Below are 21,420 nucleotides of genomic sequence, written 5' to 3'. Positions count from 1 at the left end.
GCTTTGCCGGAAGAAAGGGTCCGGGAGCTCTCCCAATAAACAAGAGAAAAGGGAAAATTCTGGCTGCAATCTGCCCGCATGCAGGATATGTCTACTCGGGAATGTGCGCTGCCTGGGCATACAAGGCAATAGGAGAAGCTGAAATCCCTGACCTTTACATAATAATAGGGACTGCACACACGGGATTTGGGAGCGGAATCTCAACAGAGATGTGGAAAACACCTTTTTCAGAAGTGCGGGTTGACAAGATTTTTGCAGAAGCCCTTATGAAAAAGTCAGGGCTGAAGGAAAACGAGCTTGCCCATGCAGACGAGCATTCTGTCGAGGTGCAGCTGCCCTTCCTGCAGTTTGTGGATAAGAGTGAGATAAACAGAATTAAGATTTTACCCCTTGTTGTGTCAGAAGACATTGACTACAAGAAGCTTGCAATAGACCTTAAGGAAACCATAATTGAGAGCGGGAAGAAGGTTATGATTATAGTAAGCTCTGACTTCACGCACTACGGGCACAATTACAGATACATGCCATTCACTCTTGAAGTTGAGAAGAATCTTTACGAGCTTGACACAAATGCAATTGCGCTCATAAAAAAGCGGGATGACGAGGGCTTCCTAAAGTATGTTGAAGAGACCGGCGCAACAATCTGCGGTGCACTGCCGATTGCACTTATGCTAAGAACAGTCAGGTTTTCAAAGGCAGAGCTCCTGCAATATTACCAGTCAGGAGACCTCACAGGAGATTACAAGAACACAGTGGGATATGCAAGCATAATTTTCAGGTGAAAAATGGAAATTGCCTGGAGCGAGATTATAAGACTGATATTAATAGTTACATTCATGGCAATTTTCGGATTAATAATCTTTCGGGTTGCTTCGGGGATTTTTGGATAAAACTCATTCATATTTTAAAAGGTGATTGCTCTTGGAAACAAAGGTGATAATCGGGCTCATTCTCCTCCTGCTTGTCTTCTTCTCAATTGCCGTGTGGTTTGCAAACTCAGTTGCATACACAAAAGGCGTTTCTGACAAGGAGATTTGCAGGATGAGCGTAATTGCGAAATGGGCAGGAAAAAAAGCATCTTTTTACCTGACAGACGGAATTATAGACTTGAAATGCAACACCCAGATTATTGAGATAAATAGGGATTCTGTGCTAAAAAACGGCAAGGAAATTGAAACAATGAAAGAGATAACTGATTCTGGAACAGAAGAGAAGATAAAAAGAATTGTTGCAAACGAAATGTATGACTGCTGGTACCAATTCAGCAGAGGGCAGTTTGATTTCACGCAGGCGGGAATAATGAGAAATGCAAACATCTGCGTTGTGTGCTCTGAGATAACATTTAGTAAGGAAATAATCAAAGAAGTCCCGCTAATAAGTGACTTCACTGCCTGGCTTTCACAGAACAATGTTCTCGGTGCAAAAGAAAGCTATCTTGATTATTTCATGAACAAGGCGCCTGAACTAAACCAGGAATTAAAAACAGATTTTAAGATTGACAATGAAATAAGAACAGAAAAAACTTATCAGGTAATATTTGAAGCCCATCAGCCGACGTATGCTCCGATACTTCTTTTTGCGGATATAGAACAAGTGCCAGAGGACTGCGTAAGATTTTACTAATATTCTATGAATGGATTTAAAATGAAAAAACTGGGAAAAAACGCGCTTGAAAGAGAATCCATTGTGTTTTTCATAATTGGGGCGCTGGCGCTCATAGTTCTCCTGTTTTTCATGTATAATGCAAGCAGAGATGCAGAAGAAAACGCCCAGAAGCAAATCTGCAAGCAAAGCGTTCTTATGTATTCAAAACTTATGATTGGCGGAAAGCCCCTTTCAGAATCAATAAAGTGCCCGACAAAATACATTTCATTGCCTTCTTCAAAAAGCAACTCTGAAATAGAAAAAACAATTGCAAATGAGATGTATGAGTGCTGGGACAACTTCGGACAGGGAAAGCTTGAGCTTTTTGACACGAGAAACGAAAAGTTCTGCGTGATTTGCTCATCAATAAAATTTTCAGGTGCACAAAAAGAGATTTATGGACTGGGAAGCTTCCTTGCAACTGAAAAAACCCCTCTGGGAAACGAAACTTATCTTGAATTTCTGGGAACGGGAATTGAAGATTATGAAATTCTAAAAAACCAGGCACAATCCTTAGACAGCGAATTCAAGATAGACACCTCAAAACAATATGGGATTATGTTTGTTTATGCAAAAAAGTCAAGAATGAGCACAATTGCAAAAATTGGAATTGGAGCGGGAATCGCTGCTACCGCCGGCATCGGACTTGGGCTTATTGCAAGCGGAGCAGGACTGCCTGTTGGAATTGTGATTATTGCAAAAGCAGCGGCTATCGCATCAGTGACTGGAAGCATAATTGGCTCGCAGGCAGGAGCAGATGATTCACTATGGCATCCTGCGGTAATGTTCGTGGAAACAGAAAAAATATCTGAGATAGGATGCACTGACATTCCAAAAACCAAATGATTTAAATATAAAAAGTATATTAATTTATAAAATAGTATACTGGCGATTTTCAATGAATAAGCGGGCGATGGTTGAATCAACCATAGGAAAATGGATATTTGCGCTTGTGCTGCTTTTGATACTTGCGCTCATAATAGCTGCATCAAGAGACAAGCTTGCTGACATCTGGAATCAGACAAAAAATGTCATAAGGATAGGATAAAAATGTCGCTTACCTGGGAAACAATAGCAAAATTTGTAATAGTTTTTGCTGTTGTCCTCGCAATGATTCTGATAGCGGGACCGCTCATACAAAAGGCAGTTTCCCCCATTTTAAGCTCGCAGATAACAATAACGCCTTAGGTGAAAAATGAAAAGCAAAAAGGGGATAGAACTTTCAATAAATGTCATAATAATAGCAATAATTGCGCTTGCTGTTCTTTTGGTGACGCTTTTCATATTCAGGAGCACAATCTCAAATTTCATAGGCTCACAGGGCTGCATTAACGGCGGGGGAACATGCAAGGAAAAATGCGATATAAACTTTAATGAGGGCCCGGTTATCGGAAGCGGCTGCGGTGAAAAAGAAATATGCTGCAAAAAAATAGAGCTGGGAAAGTGAGAGGATAAAATGAGAAGGATTAACAAAAAAGGGAATGACACATGGTCAACAATAGGCGGAGTTGTAATTGTTGTTGCGCTTATTCTTGTTTCAATCGTGATGATAAACAATTATGTTGTCAAAAAAGGCGGAACTGCCGCAGGAAGCTCAATGGATAAAGCCTCAATCGGGCTTACCGGAGTATGGGACAAGCTTTTCGGGGTGCAGACTGCAAAGGCAGCTGAAAATATGCCCGGCGAGAAATCGGCATTTGAATTCGGCTCAGAGCAAAAGGTTGAGATTCCAGGACCAGAAACATATTTTTTAACAATCTCTGAACCCAATGACAATGATGCAATAACAGTAACAGTTAAGGACAAAGACAAAAAAGAGGTTTTGGGCTGCGCAGAAACAAGTGAATGGAAATTTTCTGCTGGAAAAAATGACTGTTGCATGAATGAGAATTCCGGGTTGTGCCTTAAATTAATTGAACTTTTAAAAGATGAAAAAACAGATGAATATTACGGAGCAAACCTTCAGGTGTATTCAAAGAGCAAATACCCGCTTCCAAACGGGGTTAAACTTGACACTGATTCCAACAAGGGAACAAACAGCGTTAGTTTTTGGTTTGGAAGGAGCAAATATTCAATTACGCTGACAAAAGTTTTCAGGGCAGGACTTGAGGAAGGCGCTCACTTAAGGGTAAATAAAATCTCAAGCGCGGGGGAGAATATTGTATGCGAACTTAAAATCAGGGAAAACGGAGGAAGCGCAAAATGCGGAAGCGAGGGATTTGAGGTTATTGTGTCAAAATACGCGCTTTACCACATCGGCTCAGCAACTGGCTGGGCGCAGATTAGCGTTCTTAAGGTGTAAAACAGAATAATATGAAAAAACGCTTTTTCCCCGGAAAAAAAGGAAATGTTACTGAACTAATGGGGGAAATATTTAGGATACTCCTGGGAGTTGTAGGATTCATACTTTTATTATATATTTTTACTTCAATCTACCAGGCATACATGGGAAACGACAGAGGGACATCCAAAAATTTTAATCTTGTGACAGACAAGATAAATGCACTGAAAGCCGGAGAGAGCGAAAAATACGCTTTTTATGTTAACAGGGACATGGTTCTTCTGGGATTCGGAAAGGAGGGCAGAAAAGTTGTTTACAACTGTTTCACATCACGGGGAGCCATAATTGTTGCTCCAAATGATGCGGCATGCTTTGACAAAAGCTGCCTTTGCATCTACCGGGCAAAGGGGCTTATTAAGATAGAGTGCAAGGAGATAAACAATGTTGACTTTATATTGTTTAATCCGGACCCAAAATATGATTATGACGCAGGAGCGAATTTTCCTGGAACAGACATGCACTACTTATGCTTAAGAAGCGCATGTTTCACTGACTGGATAAGGTTCAACAGCGTTACAGGAGTCCTACAATTTGAGAAAAAAGATGAGGGCGGCAGAATCGGACTCTATTTCAGCAAAGTGCAGTAAGATGAGAAATGGAAAAATTCTTCAAAAAAAAGGGGAAGGAACATCTGACTTTTACCTTACAATGTTTTATGTGATATGCTTTGCAGGGATGTTCCTTCTTTCATTGAGATACACAAAATCTGTAACATCTGAAAATGCGTTTGAGAAAATCTACATAACACGGGACCTTGCGCTCATAATGGGGACGATTCAGGCAAGCCCCGGGGAGCTGAAGTACAATTATCCGACTGAACTTGGGCAGTTTAAATTCACAGCAGTTCTTGGAGAAAAAAACTCATCCATAATTGATTCGTTCGGTGCAAAAAACAGCTATCCCTATGCCTGCCAGGAAAACATTTCTGACGAAAAAAAAACATTTGAAAATAAAATTGCAGTGGAAAACAACGGAACAAACCTGCTTAAAATAAACTGATGAAAAATGATTTCAAACAAACGAGGCGAATCAATTGGATTTGATGTGGTTCTTGCAGTCCCCCTCCTACTCTTTCTGGTTATGCTTTTTCTTTCCTATGTGTTCTTTGCAAATGCTTTTGTGAGCACAAAGACGTATGTGGGGCCTGTTGAGGCAAAGGTTTACTCAAATGCAATATTATACTCAAAAAACTGCTTTTCATCCTATGATGATGAATTAGACAGGGTATACCCCGGAACAATAGAACTTGAAAGGGTGAATAACGAAATCTTTGAAAAGTGCCTGAATTTCAGCACAACTGAAAAGCTTGCTGCAAAAATTGAAATACTCGACGGGGCATCTGAAAAGCATGAAGCATTCTACAACAAGGACAGGTATATTCTTTGGGAAAGCATAACCGGAATTTCCGGAGCGGGCTCAGCAACAGAATATGTTGAGGAAGGCCCTGTGCTAATCAGGGAAAAAGAGAAAAACAGGAATGGCTGGATAACAATAAGCGTGATAATTCCCAACAGCGCATGAACAAAATGGCTAACTGGAAAAAAATAAAATCAAAGAAGGGCAGCGGTGTAGGAGACATACTTCCCTTTGTCTTTTCAATACTTTTGTACGGGGTAATCGTGCTTTTTTTCATCCTGACAATGTTTTCAATAAGGGGATGCTCAAAAACAGAAAGTGATGAGCAGCTCATCACAAAAAGCAGAAGCTCTGACATAAACACATTCATAATAAACTATGCAAGAGCGCCTGTTTCTGTTGATGGAAGGGAAACTGAAATTTCAGAGCTTATTTCGCTCTGGGCTGCTGAGCCAAAAAAATATGAACAGAAATTAACTGAAGAAACATTAAACCTAATGAAAAACTCAAAGATAGGCTGCCCGAGAATAACAATAATCTGGACTCATCCTGCGGGAAACCTGATGGGAACAGAAAATCTTGAAATTGAAGGCGATTGTGAATCTGTGATTAAAAACATCTATGCGCAGGATTATGTTGAAAAATACACAAGCAGGATTTCAATTCCAATATACTACGATGTGGGCGGAAGCGCAACTATTGAGATGAGCGGCTCATACTTGGAAACTGCGGCAAAACAGTAATTCTTGGCTAAAAACAAAAGCTTAATAAAAAGCGTGCAAGCTTTTTAGAAAGAGTGGTTCAAATGAAATGCGAAATATGCAAAAACCGGATTGAAGAGGGATTTTTAGGAAAGATAAAGGGCGCTTATGTGAAAGATGAAAAGGGCAGGATGCACCCAATATGCTTTGAGTGCCAGAAGAAATTTTTGGAAAAAAAAGAAATCATTAAAAATCTCTGAAAAAAAAACAGAAAGATAAAAAAAAATAAAAAAATGCCCCGGTAGCATAGTAGCCAATGCGTCGCTTTCGTAAAGCGAAGACCAAGGGTGCAACTCCCTTTCGGGGCTTAAATTCTTAAAAAAAAGCAATAAAAATCGGGGTTTATCGCAGTTTAAAATAGATATTGCAAAATAGATTACATAAAAGTATTAAAATAAGGTGTGTTTTTGAGTGTTATGTTCTTGGCGCTTTTAAACCCTAAAATTCCATAGGAAATGATGGGGTGTTGTTTTCTTAAAACGTCTAAAATGGCAAAATTCTGGCTTAAAACGCCCCTGCCCATAAGATTCCATGAGAAATAAAGGGGGCACATAACCTGCAAACTCTATTTTTTAAAAAAATCATTTATAAATAAAAGAGTTTATAAATAAGTTCATTCTTCATAGTATTTAAATGATTTAAAAAATTATTTTTGACTTATCTGTTTCAAAAGGGGGTTTAAACAAAATGGAAAAGAAAGACATAAAGGTTGTAAATATTGTAGTGAGCAGCTCATTAAAGCATGAGATTCCTCTTGAAAAGATGGCTGCAACTCTCAGCAACACAGAATACAATCCTGAGCAGTTTCCGGGGCTTGTGATAAGGATAAAGGACCCAAAAACATCTGCCCTCATCTTCAGCTCGGGAAACATTGTGTGCACAGGCGCACGCTCAATGGACAAGGTTGATGCATCAATCAAAAAAATCATAAAGAGCCTTGAGAAAATAGGAATAAAAATCACAATAACCCCTGAAGTCACAATACAGAACATTGTGGCGTCCGGCTCAATCGGGGCTGACTTGAACCTCAATGACCTTGCAATGAAATTAAAGAACACAGAATACGAGCCAGAGCAGTTCCCTGGGCTTGTCTACAAGCTTCCTGAAATGAGAGCAACCTTCCTTCTCTTCAGCAACGGAAAGATTGTGTGCACAGGAACAAAATCAGAGGAACAGGTAGATAAGGCATGCGACAAGCTTATTGAAAACCTGAAGGGGCTTGTAAAGCAGAAAAAGAAGTAAATCATAATTATTTTTGATTATTTTAGGGGGTTGAATTGGAAAAGAGGACAAATCACCATCCTGATTTAACCATATTAAAGAAGAGGAAAAAAGATGGAAGCAACTGAGCAGGTTAAGAAATGGCTGGAATTCTTTGAACGATTCTACCAGACTGAAGTGTTTGAGGCAAACCGCCAGGGAAAAAAATCCATTGTAGTTGATTTCTCAGAGCTTGCAAGATTCAACCCCGAACTTGCAGATGACTTAATTGAACAGCCAGAAGACACGCTCAAGGCAGGCGAGATATCCCTTGAACAGTTTGAGAACTTCAACAAGGAAACAAAACTCAAAATAAGGCTTTCCAATGTTTCAGAATCCCAAAGGATAATGATAGGAAATATCAGAAGCGAACACCTGAACAAGCTCATTATGGTAGAGGGGCTTGTCAGGCAGAAATCTGATGTAAGACCGCAGATAATCTCTGCAAAATTTGAGTGCCCTGCCTGCGGAACAATAATATCCCAGCTCCAGAGCAGCACTGTTTTCAAGGAGCCGACAAGATGCAGCTGCGGAAAGCAGGGAAATTTCAAGCTTGTGAGCAAGGAGCTAATTGACGCGCAGGGCTTAATGCTTGAGGAGATGCCTGAGCAGCTTGAGGGCGGCGAACAGCCAAAGAAAATAAATGTTCTCCTGAAAGACGAGCTTGTAAGCCCGATAACAGAGAAAAAGACAAATCCTGGAAGCAAAATTCAGGTTGTCGGCTGGGTAAAGGAGATACCCCAGCTCCTGAAATCAGGAAAAAAATCCACAAAATATGACATAATGCTTGAAGCCAACAACCTAACCTCAAAAGAGGGCTCATTCCAGGAAATGAAGATAAGCGAAGAGGAAGAGAAAAAGATAATTGAGCTCTCAAAAGACCCGAAAATATATGAAAAGCTTATCTTATCAGTCGCCCCGTCAATATACGGGCACGAAGAGATAAAGGAGGCAATACTCCTGCAGCTCTGCGGCGGAATCCAGAAGGTGAGAAAAGACGGAATGGTTACACGGGGGGATATTCATGTGCTTCTTGTTGGCGATCCAGGTTCAGGAAAGTCCCAGCTGCTAAAAAGAGTAGGAATTATAGCCCCAAAAGGAAGATATGTCGCAGGAAAGGGAGTGAGCGGGGCAGGAATAACAGCTGCTGTTGTAAAGGATGAGTTTTTGGGGGGCTGGACTCTTGAGGCTGGTGCTCTTGTTCTTGCAAACGGGGGAATATGCTGCATAGATGAACTTGACAAGATGAGCAATGAGGACAGGAGCTCAATGCATGAGGCTCTTGAGCAGCAGACTGTTTCAATCTCAAAGGCAAACATACAGGCAACTCTCATGGCAAGAACAACTGTTCTTGCAGCAGCAAATCCGAAACAGGGCAGATTCAATTTCTATGATTCAATTGCAAAGCAGATAGACCTTCCGCCAACTCTCATAAACCGGTTTGATTTGATATTTCCCATAAAAGACCTGCCGAACAAGGACAAGGACCAGAAAATGGCAAGATATATCCTTGGAATGCACCAAAACCCCGACCTTGTTGTTGAGCAGATTCCAACAGAAATGTTCAGGAAATACATAGCATATGCAAAGCAGAGGATAAAACCCGAACTTACAGACGGGGCATTGGAAGAGATAGAAAACTACTATGTTGATCTGCGCTCAACAGAAACAAATGCAGATGAAATGACAAGAAGCGTTCCAATATCTGCAAGGCAGCTTGAAGCGCTTGTGAGGCTTTCAGAATCATCTGCAAAAATCAGGCTTTCTGAAAAAGTCACAAAAAAAGATGCAAAGAAGGCAATAGACCTGCTGAACTTCTGCTTGGGGCAGGTTGCAACAGACAAGGCAACAGGAAGGATAGACATTGACATGATAACAACAGGAATAACCACAACAGAGAGGGACAAACTTGTGAGGATAAAAGTGATAATGGCTTCGCTTGAGGAGAAATTTGGAAAGACAATACCGATAGATGACGTTGTTTTGGCTGCAGAACAGCAGCAGATTGGAAAAGCAGAAGTAGAAGAAATGATTGAAAAGCTAAAGCGCTCAGGAGACATCTTCGAGCCAAAACCCGGCTCAATACAGAGGCTATAAAAAATGGCAGAAGAACCTCTGGAAAAAAACGCCGCGGCAAAAAGGCAGATTGCGAGAAAAATAAGGATAAAAACCATTCTTGAAGAAAAATATGAGAAAAACGAGGGATGGAACCCAAATTTCATAGTGATAAGCGATAAAGAAAAAATTGCGCGCGTAAATGTAATCGGGATAGTCATTTCAAATGAGGCCGAAAACTCAGGAAATGTTGCATACAGAAATGTTGTAATTGATGACGGGACAGGAAGGATAAGCATAAAAAACTTTGAAAATCCAGATTCGCTTTCAAACATGGGAATTTCTGACCTTGTTCTTGTGATAGGAAAACCCAGGGAATACGGCTCAGAAAGATATATCCTGCCTGAAATTGTCAGAAAAATTGAAAATGCAGATTGGATTGAGGAAAGAAACCTTGAAATGGAGCTTATTGCGAAAAAGGGAGGAGTTTCCTATGAAAATCCTGTTCAGAAAAAAGGAGAGGAGATAGTTGCAGAAGAAATCATTGAAAAGGCAGAAGAAAAAAAGGGAAATTCAGAAATGGTGTATGAACTCATAAAAAAGATGGATTCCGGAAACGGGGCAGATTATGATGAAGTCATTAAAAAGGCGGACATAAGCGAGGCTGACAGGATAATTGAAAATCTTCTTAAGAATGGGGAAATATTTGAGATAAAGGCGGGAAAGCTTAAGATACTGTAAAATACTGAAAAAACTAATTCTAAAATCTAAAAAATCAGCAAGAAACCCCATTTAAATAATATGATTTAAATTAAAAAAATTCATATAAAGAGCCACGGGTAAGCATTCTTTATTTCATGGATGAAAACATCGGGGCGGTAGATTCCAAGCTCAGAGATTATCCCGCTTATCAGCTCAGGGCTAATCTTTTCAAATGCATAATTGTTTATCTTAACGCCCTTGGGAGCATTTTCCCAAACCTCTTTCTCGCTTCTCATCTCAAGATTCTTTTCATACCCAAAAATGCTCTCGACATCAAATTTCCAAGAATCTGTGCACGAGTAGAAAGGAACCTCAAACTTCTTTGCAACCTCTGCAAAAAGCTCCGAGCCGATCTTATTTACAACTTTTCCTTCAGAAGTTATTGCATCAGCGCCCACAAGGGCAATGTCGCAGTGCTTAAGCGCATATCTTGCTGCAGAATCAACAAAATGCGTTACTGGAATTCCTGCCTCTGAAAGCTCCTGTGCAGTAACTCTGCCCTGAAACCTTGGGCGTGTTTCAGTGTTATAAACCTCAAAGCGCTTCTTCTGCTTCTTCGCCTCCTTGAGGACGTCCATAACAGTTGAGGAGTGGCAGTGCGTAAAAACAATGCTCCCATTCTTTATTTTCTGGGAGGCAATATGCGCAATTATTTCCTGGCTTGAATCAAAGTGGTTAAGAACAAAATCTATCCTCTCAAGAAGGTTTCTTGTAAGTTCAACTACTGAGTTTGTGTTTACATTCATAAAAACATACTTCAATGAATTGAACATGCAGGGTTCAGTCGGCCTTGCCGAGGAGAGCTTCCTCTTTGCATCCAAAAGCTCATTGTAAAGAACTCCTGTGCTCTTTGCCTTTGAATTAACAATAGTGTCCCTTACTGCGCCCACTGCAAAGCGCGCAATCATTTCAGCGCCCTGGACTTTAAGCTCTTTTATGTTTTTAACATAATCATTTATTTCCATTTCATGCACCGTACACAAAAACCGAAAAAGAAAAAATGAAAATTACTTTTTCCTTGAAAGCTTCTGCCCAAGCTTTTCTTCCCTGCTGAAAACACTCTCAGTTATCTTCATTATGTTGAAGTCCATCCTTGCAATTCTTCTCTCGAGAAGAACGAGAATTCTAAGGCTGTAGACTATGGCAAAAAGTGTTCCCACAATAATTGCCAGGCTGACATTGTATAATGGCGGAATATCCATATCTAAAACACCTCCTTTTTGTTTTAAAATAGAAGCAGGCATATAAAAAACTTTCTAAGTTCAAAAAAACGCCTATTCTTTGACGTATGCGCCGATGCCTATGCTGAAAACATATTTCTGCGGAAAAAGAACATTCCCTCTTGAAACAACACGTCCCTCTTCATAAAGGAAATCCGCTATTCTTTCAGTGTTGGGGGATGGAAATTCTTTAACTATATCATCAATAGATACGCCTTTTCTCTCCCTGATGAAATCGTAAATTCTTGCTGTTTCCTCTTTTCCGGGAATTAAAAAGCAGTCGGGGCAAACTGAGATGTAATAAACCTGCTGAGCTGAACTCTTTTCCTTTGCCTGCCCTATCTTTTCAATAACCACGGTCGGGTCATAGTAACGCGCCGGGCGATACACTCCTAAAATCGGATTATTGCTCTTGTCAAAGAAATCATAGCGCTCCTCATTGCCCTCATCTGCAATGAGCCTCATTGTGTATTTTGCGGGCTTCTTGCATTGATGAATCCTGTCATTCTCTTTAATAATGTGCTTGCAGTATGCTGCCTGGCTTTCTGTGATGTCTGCTTTTGCAGTAACAAAAGGAACGGGCTCAAATGGCTCTCCCCTAAAACTTTTGTCAAGCCCGGTTCCTATTATCACCCTTTTTCTGCCGCAAGAGCTCCTCTTGAGCTTCTCAAAAACATCAATTATTGATACGTCAAAGAAATTAACCTCATCAAAAAGCACAACATCAATGAAAGAGGAGCTGTTTTCAACAATCCCCACTGCTTCACTTGGATTCCTGCTGCTTATTGTTATAGCATCAAATGTAAGCCTTCCCTCAGAGGTGTTTGCGACTATCTTGTCTGGAAGCGCCCTTTTGTCTATGTCCGGCTTAAATGCAAGAATGCTGCAGTCTGTATGATATTTTATGCCCTGCGCCCATCTTATTGCCTTTTCTGTTTTTCCTGCGTTCATTGGGCCCACAAGCATGATGCTTTTGCCCCATGAAGCATTTAAATCAAGAAGTTCGCTCATATCTATCAGCGTCATAAGAAATGAGCAGATTAATAAAGATTGTTGGTTTTCATCAGTTATTTTGAAACATTTGCTACTGAACAATAATAAAAGAAACGAAAGATTTAAATAAGGCAGGTGTTTTTCTCACTCCAGAATAGTTATCAAGATTGCATAAGCGGGTGATGGGGAGTTGAATAAATATGATTGTCCAAAAAAGTTTTTTGATGAAATTAAAAGATTTTGGGCTCAATACATATGAAGCACGACTTTGGGTTGCACTTCTTTCGCGGGGCGTTTCAACTGCTGGCGAACTCTCTGACATTGCAAATGTTCCCAGGTCAAGAAGCTATGATGTTTTAGAATCATTGGAAAAAAAAGGGTTTATAATCATGAAGCTTGGCAAGCCGATAAAATACCTGGCTGTCACGCCTGAAGAAGTAATTGAGAGAGTCAAAAAGGGGATAACGGAAGACATGGAAGAAAAGACCGGTCTTATTGAGGAATTCAGTAAAAGCGAGGTTCTGACTGAGCTCAATTCCCTCTACAAAGGCGGAATAGAGATGGTGGATGCAACAGAAAAATGCGGAACTATAAGAGGGAGAGGGCACATTGACAACCAGGTTGAAGCCCTCATAAAGGGCGCTGAAAAAAGGGTCATAATGCAGACAACTGCATCTTCTCTTGAACGGGATGCACAGAAGCTCCTTGAAACATTCAGAAAAATAAAGGCGAGGGGAGTCAAGATAACTGTTGCTGCGCCTTTCACAAAGGAAAACGCGGAAATCATGAGCGCGCTCTCACAGGTTGCTGAGCTGAAAAACACAAGCGACAAGGCAAGATTTGTTGTTGTAGACGGAAGACAGCTCATGTTTATGATGATGGATGACACAGAAGTTCATCCTTCATACGATGCGGGAATATGGGTTGACACGGGATTCTTTGCAAGCGAAATTGAAAAAATGTTTGACTCAAGAAACAAGGAATTTTCTGCCTCAGAAATCCTTGTTAAAAATGAGAAAAAGAAGAACTGAATTTTGTTCTTCAAATTTTTTGATTATTCGCTAAAAATAGCGAAATCTTTTAATACCTCTCTCTGATTCTCATAACCAAGAATGAATATTGCCTATCTAATATTTGTAATGACTGTTTGGTTCCTTTCAACCTACTTTATGGTGGTTTTGTTTCTTGTTCTCCTGACAAGGAAAAATGAACTTTATTCTTCGCCAAAACTTGAAAGCAAAAATGCCCTCCCGAAGGTAAGCATAATAGTCCCTGCGTACAACGAAGGGAAAAAGATATTTGATTCCCTCTCTTCACTAAAAAAGATAGACTATCCGAAAAAACTTCTTGAGATAATAATTGTAAATGACGGAAGCAAAGACAACACTTCCTCTGTTGTAAGGAAAAATCTTTCCCGGGAAATAAAGATGCTTCCCTTTTTCAATGACTCAAAAGTCGGAGCAGTGACTGTCAGCGTGGAAGTGAAAAACCCAAAAAATTTCCTTGAAAAGATAATAGAAATAGAGTATGTGATCGGGCTTTCTCTTTCATTAAAAGCGCTTTCCTTCTTCAATGCAGTTCATGTTACGCCTGGGCCCTTTTCAATGTACCTAGCATCCGCGCTCAAAAAAATCGGGCTTTTTGACGAAAAAAGCATAACCGAGGACCTTGAAATTGCATACCGGCTCCAGAAGGGGCATTATAAAATAGAAAACTGCACAACAACAAGGGTAAGGACAGTTATTCCAAACACGCTTAAATCCCTTTATATTCAGAGAAAAAGGTGGTATTCGGGCTCTCTTATGACCATATTTCAGCACCGGGATGTAATCTTCGACTCAAAAATAGGGGCTTTTGCATTTGTAACGCCGTACAATTATGTCCTCATCAGCCTGGGGCTCTCGCTGTTCTTTTATTCCGCATATCTCTTATTGAAAAATATTGCAAAGACAATCTCTTTTTTTTCTCTGACAAACTTCAATTTCTTTTCCCATCTAAACCTGAAATATTTTGACATACTCTCAATAAATTCGCTGACCTTTTTTGGATTAACCTCATTTTTAATTACTGTAATAGGAGCAATAATATGCCTCAGACTTGCAAAAAAGGACTTAAGAAAAAAGGCGGTTGGAATGGCAGGGTACATTTTCCTTTTTTTCCTTTATCAGGTGTTCTGGGCTTCCTCATTTTATTCTGTTCTCTTTGGGAGGAAAGTTAAATGGCGATAGACAAAAAAATCCTTGTTTCCGGCTTTTTTATCACTTTGCTTATCTTTGCAATGATACTCTTTCTGAACACATCACTAAACAAACAGAGAGAAGAGAATGTGGTCGGGCAGATGGATAACCTGGTAAAAGAATATGAGGACATGCAGACTGTGTTTCTGATGTCTGAATTCATGGGAGAAAATGCGTCCTGCGTTGTTCTTAAAAGCATGATTTCAGACCTTAACAAGGACCTTTGGGAGCTCGGAAGAAAAATAGACACATACCGCCAGGCAAGAGAAGAATTTGTAAAAGACCCCTTTTACATTGAACAGAAGAAAAAATTCAACAGAAGGGAGGTGCTTTACTTTACTGTTCTTAAAAGAGTGAATCAGGTCTGCATTAGTGACCAGGCAATACTTTCCTATTTTTACAAAAACAAGGATGCCTGCCCTGACTGCGATGCCCAGTCCTTTGTTCTTTCGGACATAAAAAAGGACCTTGAAGAGATAGACAAAGCGCATGAGATAGCAATTTTTTCATTTGACACTGACCTTGAGCTGCCGACAGTCGGGCTTTTAGTGGAATTCTACAATATAAGCGCGTATCCCTGCATAACTATTGAAGATGAAATTTACTGCGGATTAAAAAACAAAAATGAGATAATAAATATTTTCTGCGGTGAAAGAAACCTGTCATTATGCGGCAATCCGGTTTGATGATGATTTACAGTTAATTATGATTTAATAAAAAGATTGAATAAATTCTTGTTTCTTTATTGTTTTCCATAGGAAAAATAGGTTTTTTGCCAGAAAACACCCTGACACCACTGTTTCATATGGAAAAGACATTATTAAAATATTATTAAAAAATAATAAAAAGCAATGAAGAATTGAAAGAAAAGAAGGAAGAGAGCTTTTTGCAATATCTTTCATGCTGCTTTTTCATTTTATTTTTCCTATTATTATGTTTATTTTGCATATTTTTGATAAAAAACAGAAAAAAATTTGCATATTTTTAAAAAATTTCAAAAATAATGAAAAAAAAGATTAAATGACAATAAAGGACAATAAAGATTTAAAATATGTTTTTAATTGAAATTATTATAAAATAATCATTGATAAATATATTTCTTAATAGTTGTTTTTTTATTTATGTTATTTAATATATTTATTATTTATTATATTTATTATATTTATTATATTTATTATTATATTTTTCTATATAGAAAATAATAATAAATAATAAAAAAACAAGAAGTGAATAAATTAAAATAACTATTATAAAACAATTGATGAAAAACAATTAAAATAAAGTAATGATAATAAAACTATTTTTATTTAAACTATTATATAAAATAATCTTTTTAATAATTATTTTAAATAATCCTATTTATTCTTAAAATTAAGGAAAATTAATGAGAAAAACAAAAAACAAAGCAAAACAAAGGAAAAAACAAAAATAAACGCATTTTAGCATAGTTCAAATAAAGAGAAAAGGGCTGCAAATGGACTGCAAATTTCACTATATAATTAAAATAAGATGTTTTTTCAATATTTTCCAACATGTTCCAACATTCCTCTTCTTATATCTTCAGAATAAAATTATACTTTGAACAAAAACAAGGCAGTTCCATATGAAATAAGGGTGTGAGAGCAGGCAAATTTATGAATATTTAATTAGAGAAAAGAAAGCATTTTTTTAAACTTTTAAAGCCAGAATGTTCGTAATTTATAAAAACAAGAGCATGAAAAATTTTTTCCTGCAAAAGTTTAGACGATAAAACGCATTTTTTTGATTTTTTGTATTACTGTAAAATAGTTGCACGGAATCAAATTCAGAAAATTATCTTTTTTAAAACATAAACCTTTAAATACCTCTGTTTCATTTGGAATTTTTATGGCTCAAAAGGGGGAAGGATTCTTTGAAAGGTTCCTGTTAAACAACTCTCTTTTTACAAACAAGAACATGCTGCAGTCAAACTATACCCCCGAAGATGTTCCTCACCGAGAAAAGCAGATAAAGCAGATTGCAGAGGTGCTTGGACCGGCAATAAGAGGGGAAAGGCCTTCTAATCTTTTCATATACGGGCAAACAGGCTCGGGAAAGACAGTTTCTGTAAAATACATAAGCGAGCAGATGAGAAAGCTTTGCGCAGAAAAGGGAATTTCAATAAAAATAATCTACATCAACTGCAAGCTTAAAAAAGTCGCAGACACAGAATACCGGCTTATTGCCCAGCTTGCAAGGGAATTCGGAAAGGAAATTCCGGCAACAGGGCTTCCAACTGACGAGGTTTACAAAATATTCTTTTCTGCTCTGGACAAGGAGAAGCAGGTTGTAATCCTTGTTCTTGATGAGATAGACCAGCTTGTAGACAAGGCAGGAGAAGAGCTTCTGTACAATCTTACAAGAATAAACGAAGAGCTGAAAAATTCGCAGGTTGCAATAGTCGGAATAACAAACTTTGTCCCGTTTGTGGACAACCTTGATTCAAGAATAAAAAGCTCTCTTTCAGAGGAAGAGGTGCTTTTCCCTCCTTATAATGCTCTTCAAATCCAGGACATACTTTTCAAAAGGACAAAAAACGCATTCAAGGCGGGCGCGCTTGATGACGGAGTTGTGGAAAAATGCGCGGCATATGCCGCAAGGGAGCACGGCGATGCAAGAAGGGCGCTTGAGCTGATAAGGGTTTCAGGTGAGATTGCAGAGCGAAAAGGGCACACGAAAGTAGCCATAGATGATGTGGATGAAGCAGACGAGAAAATAGAAAAGGACAGAATTCTTGATGTGATAACAGTCCAGCCAAAGCAGTATCAGGCAACACTTTATTCAATAATGCTCCTTTCATCAAAAAGAAAAACAGGATCGATATTCACAGGGGAAGTTTATGAGGTCTACCGCGGAATATGCAGGCAGATAAGCCTGAGGCCGCTTACCCAAAGGAGAGTTTCAGACATCCTTGGAGAGCTTGACATGCTCGGCATAATAACAGCGAAGGTTATTTCAAAGGGAAGATACGGAAGAACAAGGGAAATCTCATTTTCTCTTCCTGAAGAAACACTGCAGAAAGTGGAAAAAATAGTCAAGGAATCCCTTTCCATTTGATTTCCGCCCCATAATCAAGGCAATCCAAGGAAAAACTTCTCTATAAAAAAACAGCAAAAAAGGAAAGATGATGGAGCAGGAAAAAAAGCAGAGGATAACTAAATTATCGAGAATGTTCCTGGAAAAAGGACTTCTTCTCAGTCCGGATATTCTTGAAAAATTAAGCATATTTGAAGGCACAGAGGAGATTGACAAAGCAATCGAGTCCATCGCAAGAATTCTTTTATCCACAAGCGAAGAAAACATGATGGTTGTCACAGAAGAGGCAATCGATTTCATAAAAAGGGGCAAGGAAATAAACTGGGCAGATTTTGAAAAGGCAAAAACCCTTTCTGAAAAAAAGAAAGACAACAAGATTTATGACAAATTCATAGAATACGCCCATTCAGAAGAAAAGGCAAAAACAGAGGAAAACCCGCATGTTTTTGCTGAAAACAGGAGCGGGGTAACTGTTCTGGAATCATATGATGACATATCCAAAAAGAGAACAGTTCAGGATTTTGTAGATTATTTTAATGCAAGATACCGCGGGCTTGAGGCAATGCTGAGAAACAGGGAGGAACTCCAAAACCTGATGAGCATAAGCAGGGCAAAGAAAAAAACAGAACGAGAAATCGTATCTGTAATAGGAATGGTTTCCAGCAAGGACAAGACAAAAAACGGCAACATAATAATGAAAATTGAGGATCAGACAGGAGAGACAAAAGTGCTTTTCAACAAGAGCAAGCATGAGCTTCTTATGGAAGGCGAAGACACAGTTCTTGATGAGGTAATCGGGGTGTGCGGAGTTTCTGCAAAAGACATAATATTCGTGAATTCCATAGTGAGGCCCGAAATTCCGAGCATTATTGAGAAGAAAGGAACTGCAGAAGAAGAATATGCAATATTCCTTTCTGACCTCCACGTCGGCTCAAAGAATTTTCTTTCTGAGGAATTTGGAAGGTTTCTCAAATGGATAAACGCAGATGCGGGAACAGAGGCGCAGAAAGATATTGCGAAAAAGATAAAATATGTTTTCATAGCAGGGGACCTGATAGACGGCGTTGGAATTTATGCTGACCAGGATGAAGACCTTTTGACAAAGGACGTATCTGAGCAGTACACGCAGTGCGCAGAGCTTCTTTCAAAAATTCCCCAGAGCATGCAGATAATAATTTCTCCGGGAAACCACGACGCAATGAGAATAGCTGAGCCTCAGCCGATGCTTTACAGGGACTTTGCAGCCGCCATATGGAAGCTTCCCAACATCACAATGCTGAGCAATCCAGCAATGGTGAATATTGCATCATCAGAGGGATTCTCAGGATTCAATGTTTTAATATATCACGGATACAGCTTTGACTATTACGCATCTGATGTCGAATCAATAAGGGTAAAGGGCGGATATGACCGGGCAGACCTGATAATGAAATTCCTCCTGCAGAGAAGGCACCTTGCCCCCTCCCAGACATCAACGCAGATAATACCAGACCACGAAAAGGACCCTCTTCTCATAACAAAGATACCGGACATATTCCTCACAGGGCACATTCACAAATGCTCTGTATCCCACTACAAAAACATCGTTCTTATAAGCGGAAGCTGCTGGCAGTCAAAAACAGCATTCCAGGAAAGAGTCGGGCACCACCCAGAGCCGGCAAGGGTTCCAATAATGAATCTCAAAACAGGAGAGATAAAAATCCTCAAGTTTGAGAAATAATAAAAAAGAAAAAAAGCAGGAAATGGCAGAAAAAGAAGAAATAACAGGAGAGAGCATAGAAATTCAGAAATACTTCGGCGAGATAGAGGAAAAGCTGAATTATGCATATGAAGTTGCAAACAAGGCAAGAAAGAAAGGGCTTGATCCGGAAGACCACACAGACATTCCCCTTGCAAAGGACATGGCAGAAAGGGTCAACGGCATTATGTCTGCAGTTGCGCCCCAGCTGACAGGACCTACAATAATCAAGCGGATAAAAGAGCTTGAGAAAAAATACAGCGCCCTTGACTGGCGTGTTGCGCTTGTTATAGCAGATGAGGTTGCAGCAGAAAAATTCTGCAAATTCAAAAGCAAGCTTGAAGCAATGGAAATTGGGATAAAGACAGGATTCACATACCACACGCAGGGAATAGTCTCGGCGCCCCTTGAGGGGTTTACAGAGCTTAAGCTGAAAAAGAGAAGAGACGGAAAAGAGTATTTTGCAGCCAAATTTTCCGGCCCGATAAGAGGAGCAGGAGGAACTGCAGCAGCAGTGTCGCTGATAATAGCAGACTATGTGAGAAAGAGAAACGGATATGCACAATATGACCCAGATGAAAATGAGGTTGAAAGATATGTGGTTGAGCTTGAGGATTACCATGAGAGGGTCACAAACCTGCAATACCACGGAAGCCCCGAAGAAATAGCGTTTCTTATGAAGAACTGCCCTGTTGAGGTGGATGGCGACCCTACAGAAAAGATGGAAGTGAGCAAAAACAAGGACATTCCCAGAGTTGAAACCAACAAAATCAGAGGCGGAGTCGCGCTTGTAGTGTCAATGCTTGCGCTGAAAGCAAAAAAGCTGTGGAAAGAGCTCAGCAAATGGGGAAAGGAGTTTGAACTTGAAGACTGGAATTTTCTCGAGGAATTCCTTCTCATACAAAAAAAGGCAAATGCATCAGAGTCAAAAAAAGAGGACAGCGCAGAAAAAATAGTTCCAAACTACACCTTCATCTCAGACCTTGTTGCAGGGCGCCCGGTATTAACTCATCCAATGGCGTTCGGGGGCTTCAGGCTGAGATACGGAAGATGCAGGCTGAGCGGGTATTCTGCGGCATCAATACATCCGGCAACAATGATTCTTCTGAAGAAATACATTGCGACAGGAACCCAGCTGAAGCTTGAAAGGCCCGGAAAAGCAGCGGCAATAACGCCCTGCGACACAATAGAGGGCCCTATAGTGAAGCTTGCAGATGAAAGCGTCATCCAGATAAGCACAGAATCAGAGGCAAAAAACAGATTACCGGAAGTAAAGGAGATAATATTTCTCGGCGACATACTGATTTCCTACGGAGATTTTCTTGACAGGAACCACATTCTTATCCCGCCAGGATACACAGAAGAGCAGTATGCAAGGGAATTTGAGAACATGACAGTAAATCTCTTCGGAAGCCTTGACTTTGAAAAGCTGTCCTCATTTACAGAGCTTCCTTCAGAAATGCTGAAAAAAATATCAGAGCAGCTTTTCAGGCCAGAGCCGGGAGAAGCAATAATCATTTCAGAAAAAACAGGAATGCCGCTCCATCCTGCGTACACACATTACTGGAAAGCGCTTTCAAAAAGCGACATCTCAAGAATGGTAGAATGGTTTTCATTGGCGGAATTCAGGAACGGGGAAGGCAGCGCAAAAAGAATAGTTCTTCCGCTGAAAAAAGATGAAAAAAGAATTCTCGAGTCAATAGGGCTTCCACACGCTCTTGCAACAGAATATGTGATAATAGAGGGAAATGAAGAAGAAATTCTCATGCGGATTTTTCCCATACTTCAAAAAAAGAGAAGCGGGCTTGATTTTGATTCAGAGATAAGCCCTGAAGTGAAAAGAGAGCTTGAGATAATATGCTCATCAGAAAGCGCGCTTGATGCAGTCAACAGGATTTCAGGGCTTAAGATAAGGGACAAAGCAGGAATATTCATCGGGGCAAGGATGGGGCGCCCGGAAAAGGCCAAAATGAGGCAGCTTACAGGAAGCCCGCACACC

The 21,420-nt window shown here is 39.7% G+C and carries 24 protein-coding genes; 21 read left to right on the top strand and 3 right to left on the bottom strand.

All coding sequences use genetic code 11. From position 1 onward, the window contains the following. From amrB to NTV63_02660, 15 genes are all read left to right on the top strand, one after another. A partial coding sequence (gene amrB, locus NTV63_02730) for an AmmeMemoRadiSam system protein B (GenBank protein ID MCX6709848.1) occupies positions 1–782 on the top strand: 782 nt, incomplete at its 5' end. 139 nt (positions 783–921) lie between these two features. After that, positions 922–1,623, top strand: a complete 702-nt coding sequence (locus NTV63_02725; protein MCX6709847.1) for a hypothetical protein — start codon at positions 922–924, stop codon at positions 1,621–1,623. A 21-nt stretch (positions 1,624–1,644) separates the two neighbouring features. Next, positions 1,645–2,490, top strand: a complete 846-nt coding sequence (locus NTV63_02720; GenBank protein ID MCX6709846.1) for a hypothetical protein — start codon at positions 1,645–1,647, stop codon at positions 2,488–2,490. Between the two features lie 52 nt (positions 2,491–2,542). Further along, on the top strand, positions 2,543–2,692 hold the full coding sequence (locus NTV63_02715; GenBank protein ID MCX6709845.1) for a hypothetical protein: 150 nt from the start codon (positions 2,543–2,545) through the stop codon (positions 2,690–2,692). Positions 2,693–2,694: 2 nt separating this feature from the next. Further along, positions 2,695–2,832: a hypothetical protein gene (locus tag NTV63_02710; protein MCX6709844.1), complete on the top strand. Its 138-nt coding sequence runs from the start codon at positions 2,695–2,697 to the stop codon at positions 2,830–2,832. Positions 2,833–2,839: 7 nt separating this feature from the next. Beyond that, positions 2,840–3,091, top strand: coding sequence for a hypothetical protein (locus NTV63_02705; GenBank protein ID MCX6709843.1), 252 nt, complete (start codon positions 2,840–2,842; stop codon positions 3,089–3,091). 9 nt (positions 3,092–3,100) lie between these two features. Further along, positions 3,101–3,946 carry a hypothetical protein gene (locus tag NTV63_02700; GenBank protein MCX6709842.1) on the top strand — a complete coding sequence of 282 codons (846 nt, stop codon included), beginning with the start codon at positions 3,101–3,103 and terminating at the stop codon, positions 3,944–3,946. An 11-nt stretch (positions 3,947–3,957) separates the two neighbouring features. Beyond that, the gene (locus NTV63_02695; protein MCX6709841.1) at positions 3,958–4,572 is read left to right on the top strand and encodes a hypothetical protein; all 615 of its coding nucleotides are present in this window, start codon (positions 3,958–3,960) and stop codon (positions 4,570–4,572) included. A gap of 1 nt (position 4,573) precedes the next feature. After that, entirely contained in the window at positions 4,574–4,984 is a 411-nt protein-coding gene (locus NTV63_02690; GenBank protein ID MCX6709840.1) for a hypothetical protein, read from the top strand. A 6-nt stretch (positions 4,985–4,990) separates the two neighbouring features. Further along, positions 4,991–5,506, top strand: a complete 516-nt coding sequence (locus tag NTV63_02685; GenBank protein ID MCX6709839.1) for a hypothetical protein — start codon at positions 4,991–4,993, stop codon at positions 5,504–5,506. Continuing rightward, complete coding sequence (locus tag NTV63_02680) at positions 5,503–6,084, top strand: hypothetical protein (protein MCX6709838.1); 582 nt, start codon at positions 5,503–5,505, stop codon at positions 6,082–6,084. Before NTV63_02685 ends, NTV63_02680 begins: the two co-directional genes overlap by 4 nt. 62 nt (positions 6,085–6,146) lie before the next feature. Beyond that, on the top strand, positions 6,147–6,302 hold the full coding sequence (locus NTV63_02675) for a hypothetical protein (GenBank protein ID MCX6709837.1): 156 nt from the start codon (positions 6,147–6,149) through the stop codon (positions 6,300–6,302). Between the two features lie 487 nt (positions 6,303–6,789). Beyond that, on the top strand, positions 6,790–7,344 hold the full coding sequence (locus NTV63_02670) for a TATA-box-binding protein (protein MCX6709836.1): 555 nt from the start codon (positions 6,790–6,792) through the stop codon (positions 7,342–7,344). 93 nt (positions 7,345–7,437) lie between these two features. After that, the gene (locus tag NTV63_02665; protein MCX6709835.1) at positions 7,438–9,459 is read left to right on the top strand and encodes a minichromosome maintenance protein MCM; all 2,022 of its coding nucleotides are present in this window, start codon (positions 7,438–7,440) and stop codon (positions 9,457–9,459) included. Between the two features lie 3 nt (positions 9,460–9,462). Further along, positions 9,463–10,158, top strand: coding sequence for a hypothetical protein (locus NTV63_02660; protein ID MCX6709834.1), 696 nt, complete (start codon positions 9,463–9,465; stop codon positions 10,156–10,158). An 80-nt stretch (positions 10,159–10,238) separates the two neighbouring features. On the opposite strand, the gene NTV63_02655 is transcribed toward NTV63_02660, so the two are convergent. From NTV63_02655 to NTV63_02645, 3 genes are all read right to left on the bottom strand, one after another. Further along, positions 10,239–11,144, bottom strand: coding sequence for an S-methyl-5-thioribose-1-phosphate isomerase (locus tag NTV63_02655; protein ID MCX6709833.1), 906 nt, complete (start codon positions 11,142–11,144; stop codon positions 10,239–10,241). A gap of 42 nt (positions 11,145–11,186) precedes the next feature. Further along, entirely contained in the window at positions 11,187–11,381 is a 195-nt protein-coding gene (locus NTV63_02650; GenBank protein ID MCX6709832.1) for a hypothetical protein, read from the bottom strand. A 72-nt stretch (positions 11,382–11,453) separates the two neighbouring features. Next, complete coding sequence (locus NTV63_02645) at positions 11,454–12,425, bottom strand: hypothetical protein (protein ID MCX6709831.1); 972 nt, start codon at positions 12,423–12,425, stop codon at positions 11,454–11,456. A 191-nt stretch (positions 12,426–12,616) separates the two neighbouring features. Between NTV63_02645 and NTV63_02640 the strand changes: the two genes are divergently transcribed. From NTV63_02640 to NTV63_02615, 6 genes are all read left to right on the top strand, one after another. Further along, on the top strand, positions 12,617–13,423 hold the full coding sequence (locus NTV63_02640) for a hypothetical protein (GenBank protein MCX6709830.1): 807 nt from the start codon (positions 12,617–12,619) through the stop codon (positions 13,421–13,423). An 81-nt stretch (positions 13,424–13,504) separates the two neighbouring features. Next, entirely contained in the window at positions 13,505–14,620 is a 1,116-nt protein-coding gene (locus tag NTV63_02635; protein MCX6709829.1) for a glycosyltransferase family 2 protein, read from the top strand. After that, entirely contained in the window at positions 14,611–15,315 is a 705-nt protein-coding gene (locus NTV63_02630; protein MCX6709828.1) for a hypothetical protein, read from the top strand. The genes NTV63_02635 and NTV63_02630 overlap by 10 nt, the downstream gene beginning before the upstream one ends. 1,180 nt (positions 15,316–16,495) lie before the next feature. After that, positions 16,496–17,704 carry an ORC1-type DNA replication protein gene (locus NTV63_02625; GenBank protein MCX6709827.1) on the top strand — a complete coding sequence of 403 codons (1,209 nt, stop codon included), beginning with the start codon at positions 16,496–16,498 and terminating at the stop codon, positions 17,702–17,704. Between the two features lie 67 nt (positions 17,705–17,771). Then, positions 17,772–19,403 (top strand): DNA-directed DNA polymerase II small subunit, encoded by a 1,632-nt coding sequence (locus tag NTV63_02620; protein ID MCX6709826.1) that lies wholly within the window; start codon positions 17,772–17,774, stop codon positions 19,401–19,403. 22 nt (positions 19,404–19,425) lie between these two features. Next, the coding region (locus NTV63_02615) for a hypothetical protein (protein MCX6709825.1) at positions 19,426–21,420 on the top strand (1,995 nt) is incomplete at its 3' end.

Source organism: Candidatus Woesearchaeota archaeon (assembly GCA_026394965.1).
Classification (GTDB): Archaea; Nanobdellota; Nanobdellia; order Woesearchaeales; family 0-14-0-80-44-23; genus JAPLZQ01.
Note: the sequence above shows the minus strand (reverse complement) of the source record. Positions and strands in the feature narration are given on the sequence as shown.

Bases quoted from the DNA above. Each gene is read 5' to 3' on its own strand.
- NTV63_02675 (MCX6709837.1), top strand. From the start codon at position 6,147: ATGAAATGCGAAATATGCAAAAACCGGATTGAAGAGGGATTTTTAGGA.
- NTV63_02635 (MCX6709829.1), top strand. From the start codon at position 13,505: ATGAATATTGCCTATCTAATATTTGTAATGACTGTTTGGTTCCTTTCA.
- NTV63_02625 (MCX6709827.1), top strand. From the start codon at position 16,496: ATGGCTCAAAAGGGGGAAGGATTCTTTGAAAGGTTCCTGTTAAACAAC.
- NTV63_02650 (MCX6709832.1), bottom strand. From the start codon at position 11,381: ATGGATATTCCGCCATTATACAATGTCAGCCTGGCAATTATTGTGGGA.
- NTV63_02680 (MCX6709838.1), top strand. From the start codon at position 5,503: ATGAACAAAATGGCTAACTGGAAAAAAATAAAATCAAAGAAGGGCAGC.
- NTV63_02620 (MCX6709826.1), top strand. From the start codon at position 17,772: ATGATGGAGCAGGAAAAAAAGCAGAGGATAACTAAATTATCGAGAATG.
- NTV63_02700 (MCX6709842.1), top strand. From the start codon at position 3,101: ATGAGAAGGATTAACAAAAAAGGGAATGACACATGGTCAACAATAGGC.
- NTV63_02710 (MCX6709844.1), top strand. From the start codon at position 2,695: ATGTCGCTTACCTGGGAAACAATAGCAAAATTTGTAATAGTTTTTGCT.
- NTV63_02665 (MCX6709835.1), top strand. From the start codon at position 7,438: ATGGAAGCAACTGAGCAGGTTAAGAAATGGCTGGAATTCTTTGAACGA.
- NTV63_02630 (MCX6709828.1), top strand. From the start codon at position 14,611: ATGGCGATAGACAAAAAAATCCTTGTTTCCGGCTTTTTTATCACTTTG.
- NTV63_02670 (MCX6709836.1), top strand. From the start codon at position 6,790: ATGGAAAAGAAAGACATAAAGGTTGTAAATATTGTAGTGAGCAGCTCA.
- NTV63_02720 (MCX6709846.1), top strand. From the start codon at position 1,645: ATGAAAAAACTGGGAAAAAACGCGCTTGAAAGAGAATCCATTGTGTTT.
- NTV63_02655 (MCX6709833.1), bottom strand. From the start codon at position 11,144: ATGGAAATAAATGATTATGTTAAAAACATAAAAGAGCTTAAAGTCCAG.
- NTV63_02715 (MCX6709845.1), top strand. From the start codon at position 2,543: ATGAATAAGCGGGCGATGGTTGAATCAACCATAGGAAAATGGATATTT.
- NTV63_02645 (MCX6709831.1), bottom strand. From the start codon at position 12,425: ATGACGCTGATAGATATGAGCGAACTTCTTGATTTAAATGCTTCATGG.
- NTV63_02690 (MCX6709840.1), top strand. From the start codon at position 4,574: ATGAGAAATGGAAAAATTCTTCAAAAAAAAGGGGAAGGAACATCTGAC.
- NTV63_02660 (MCX6709834.1), top strand. From the start codon at position 9,463: ATGGCAGAAGAACCTCTGGAAAAAAACGCCGCGGCAAAAAGGCAGATT.
- NTV63_02640 (MCX6709830.1), top strand. From the start codon at position 12,617: ATGAAATTAAAAGATTTTGGGCTCAATACATATGAAGCACGACTTTGG.
- NTV63_02705 (MCX6709843.1), top strand. From the start codon at position 2,840: ATGAAAAGCAAAAAGGGGATAGAACTTTCAATAAATGTCATAATAATA.
- NTV63_02695 (MCX6709841.1), top strand. From the start codon at position 3,958: ATGAAAAAACGCTTTTTCCCCGGAAAAAAAGGAAATGTTACTGAACTA.
- NTV63_02685 (MCX6709839.1), top strand. From the start codon at position 4,991: ATGATTTCAAACAAACGAGGCGAATCAATTGGATTTGATGTGGTTCTT.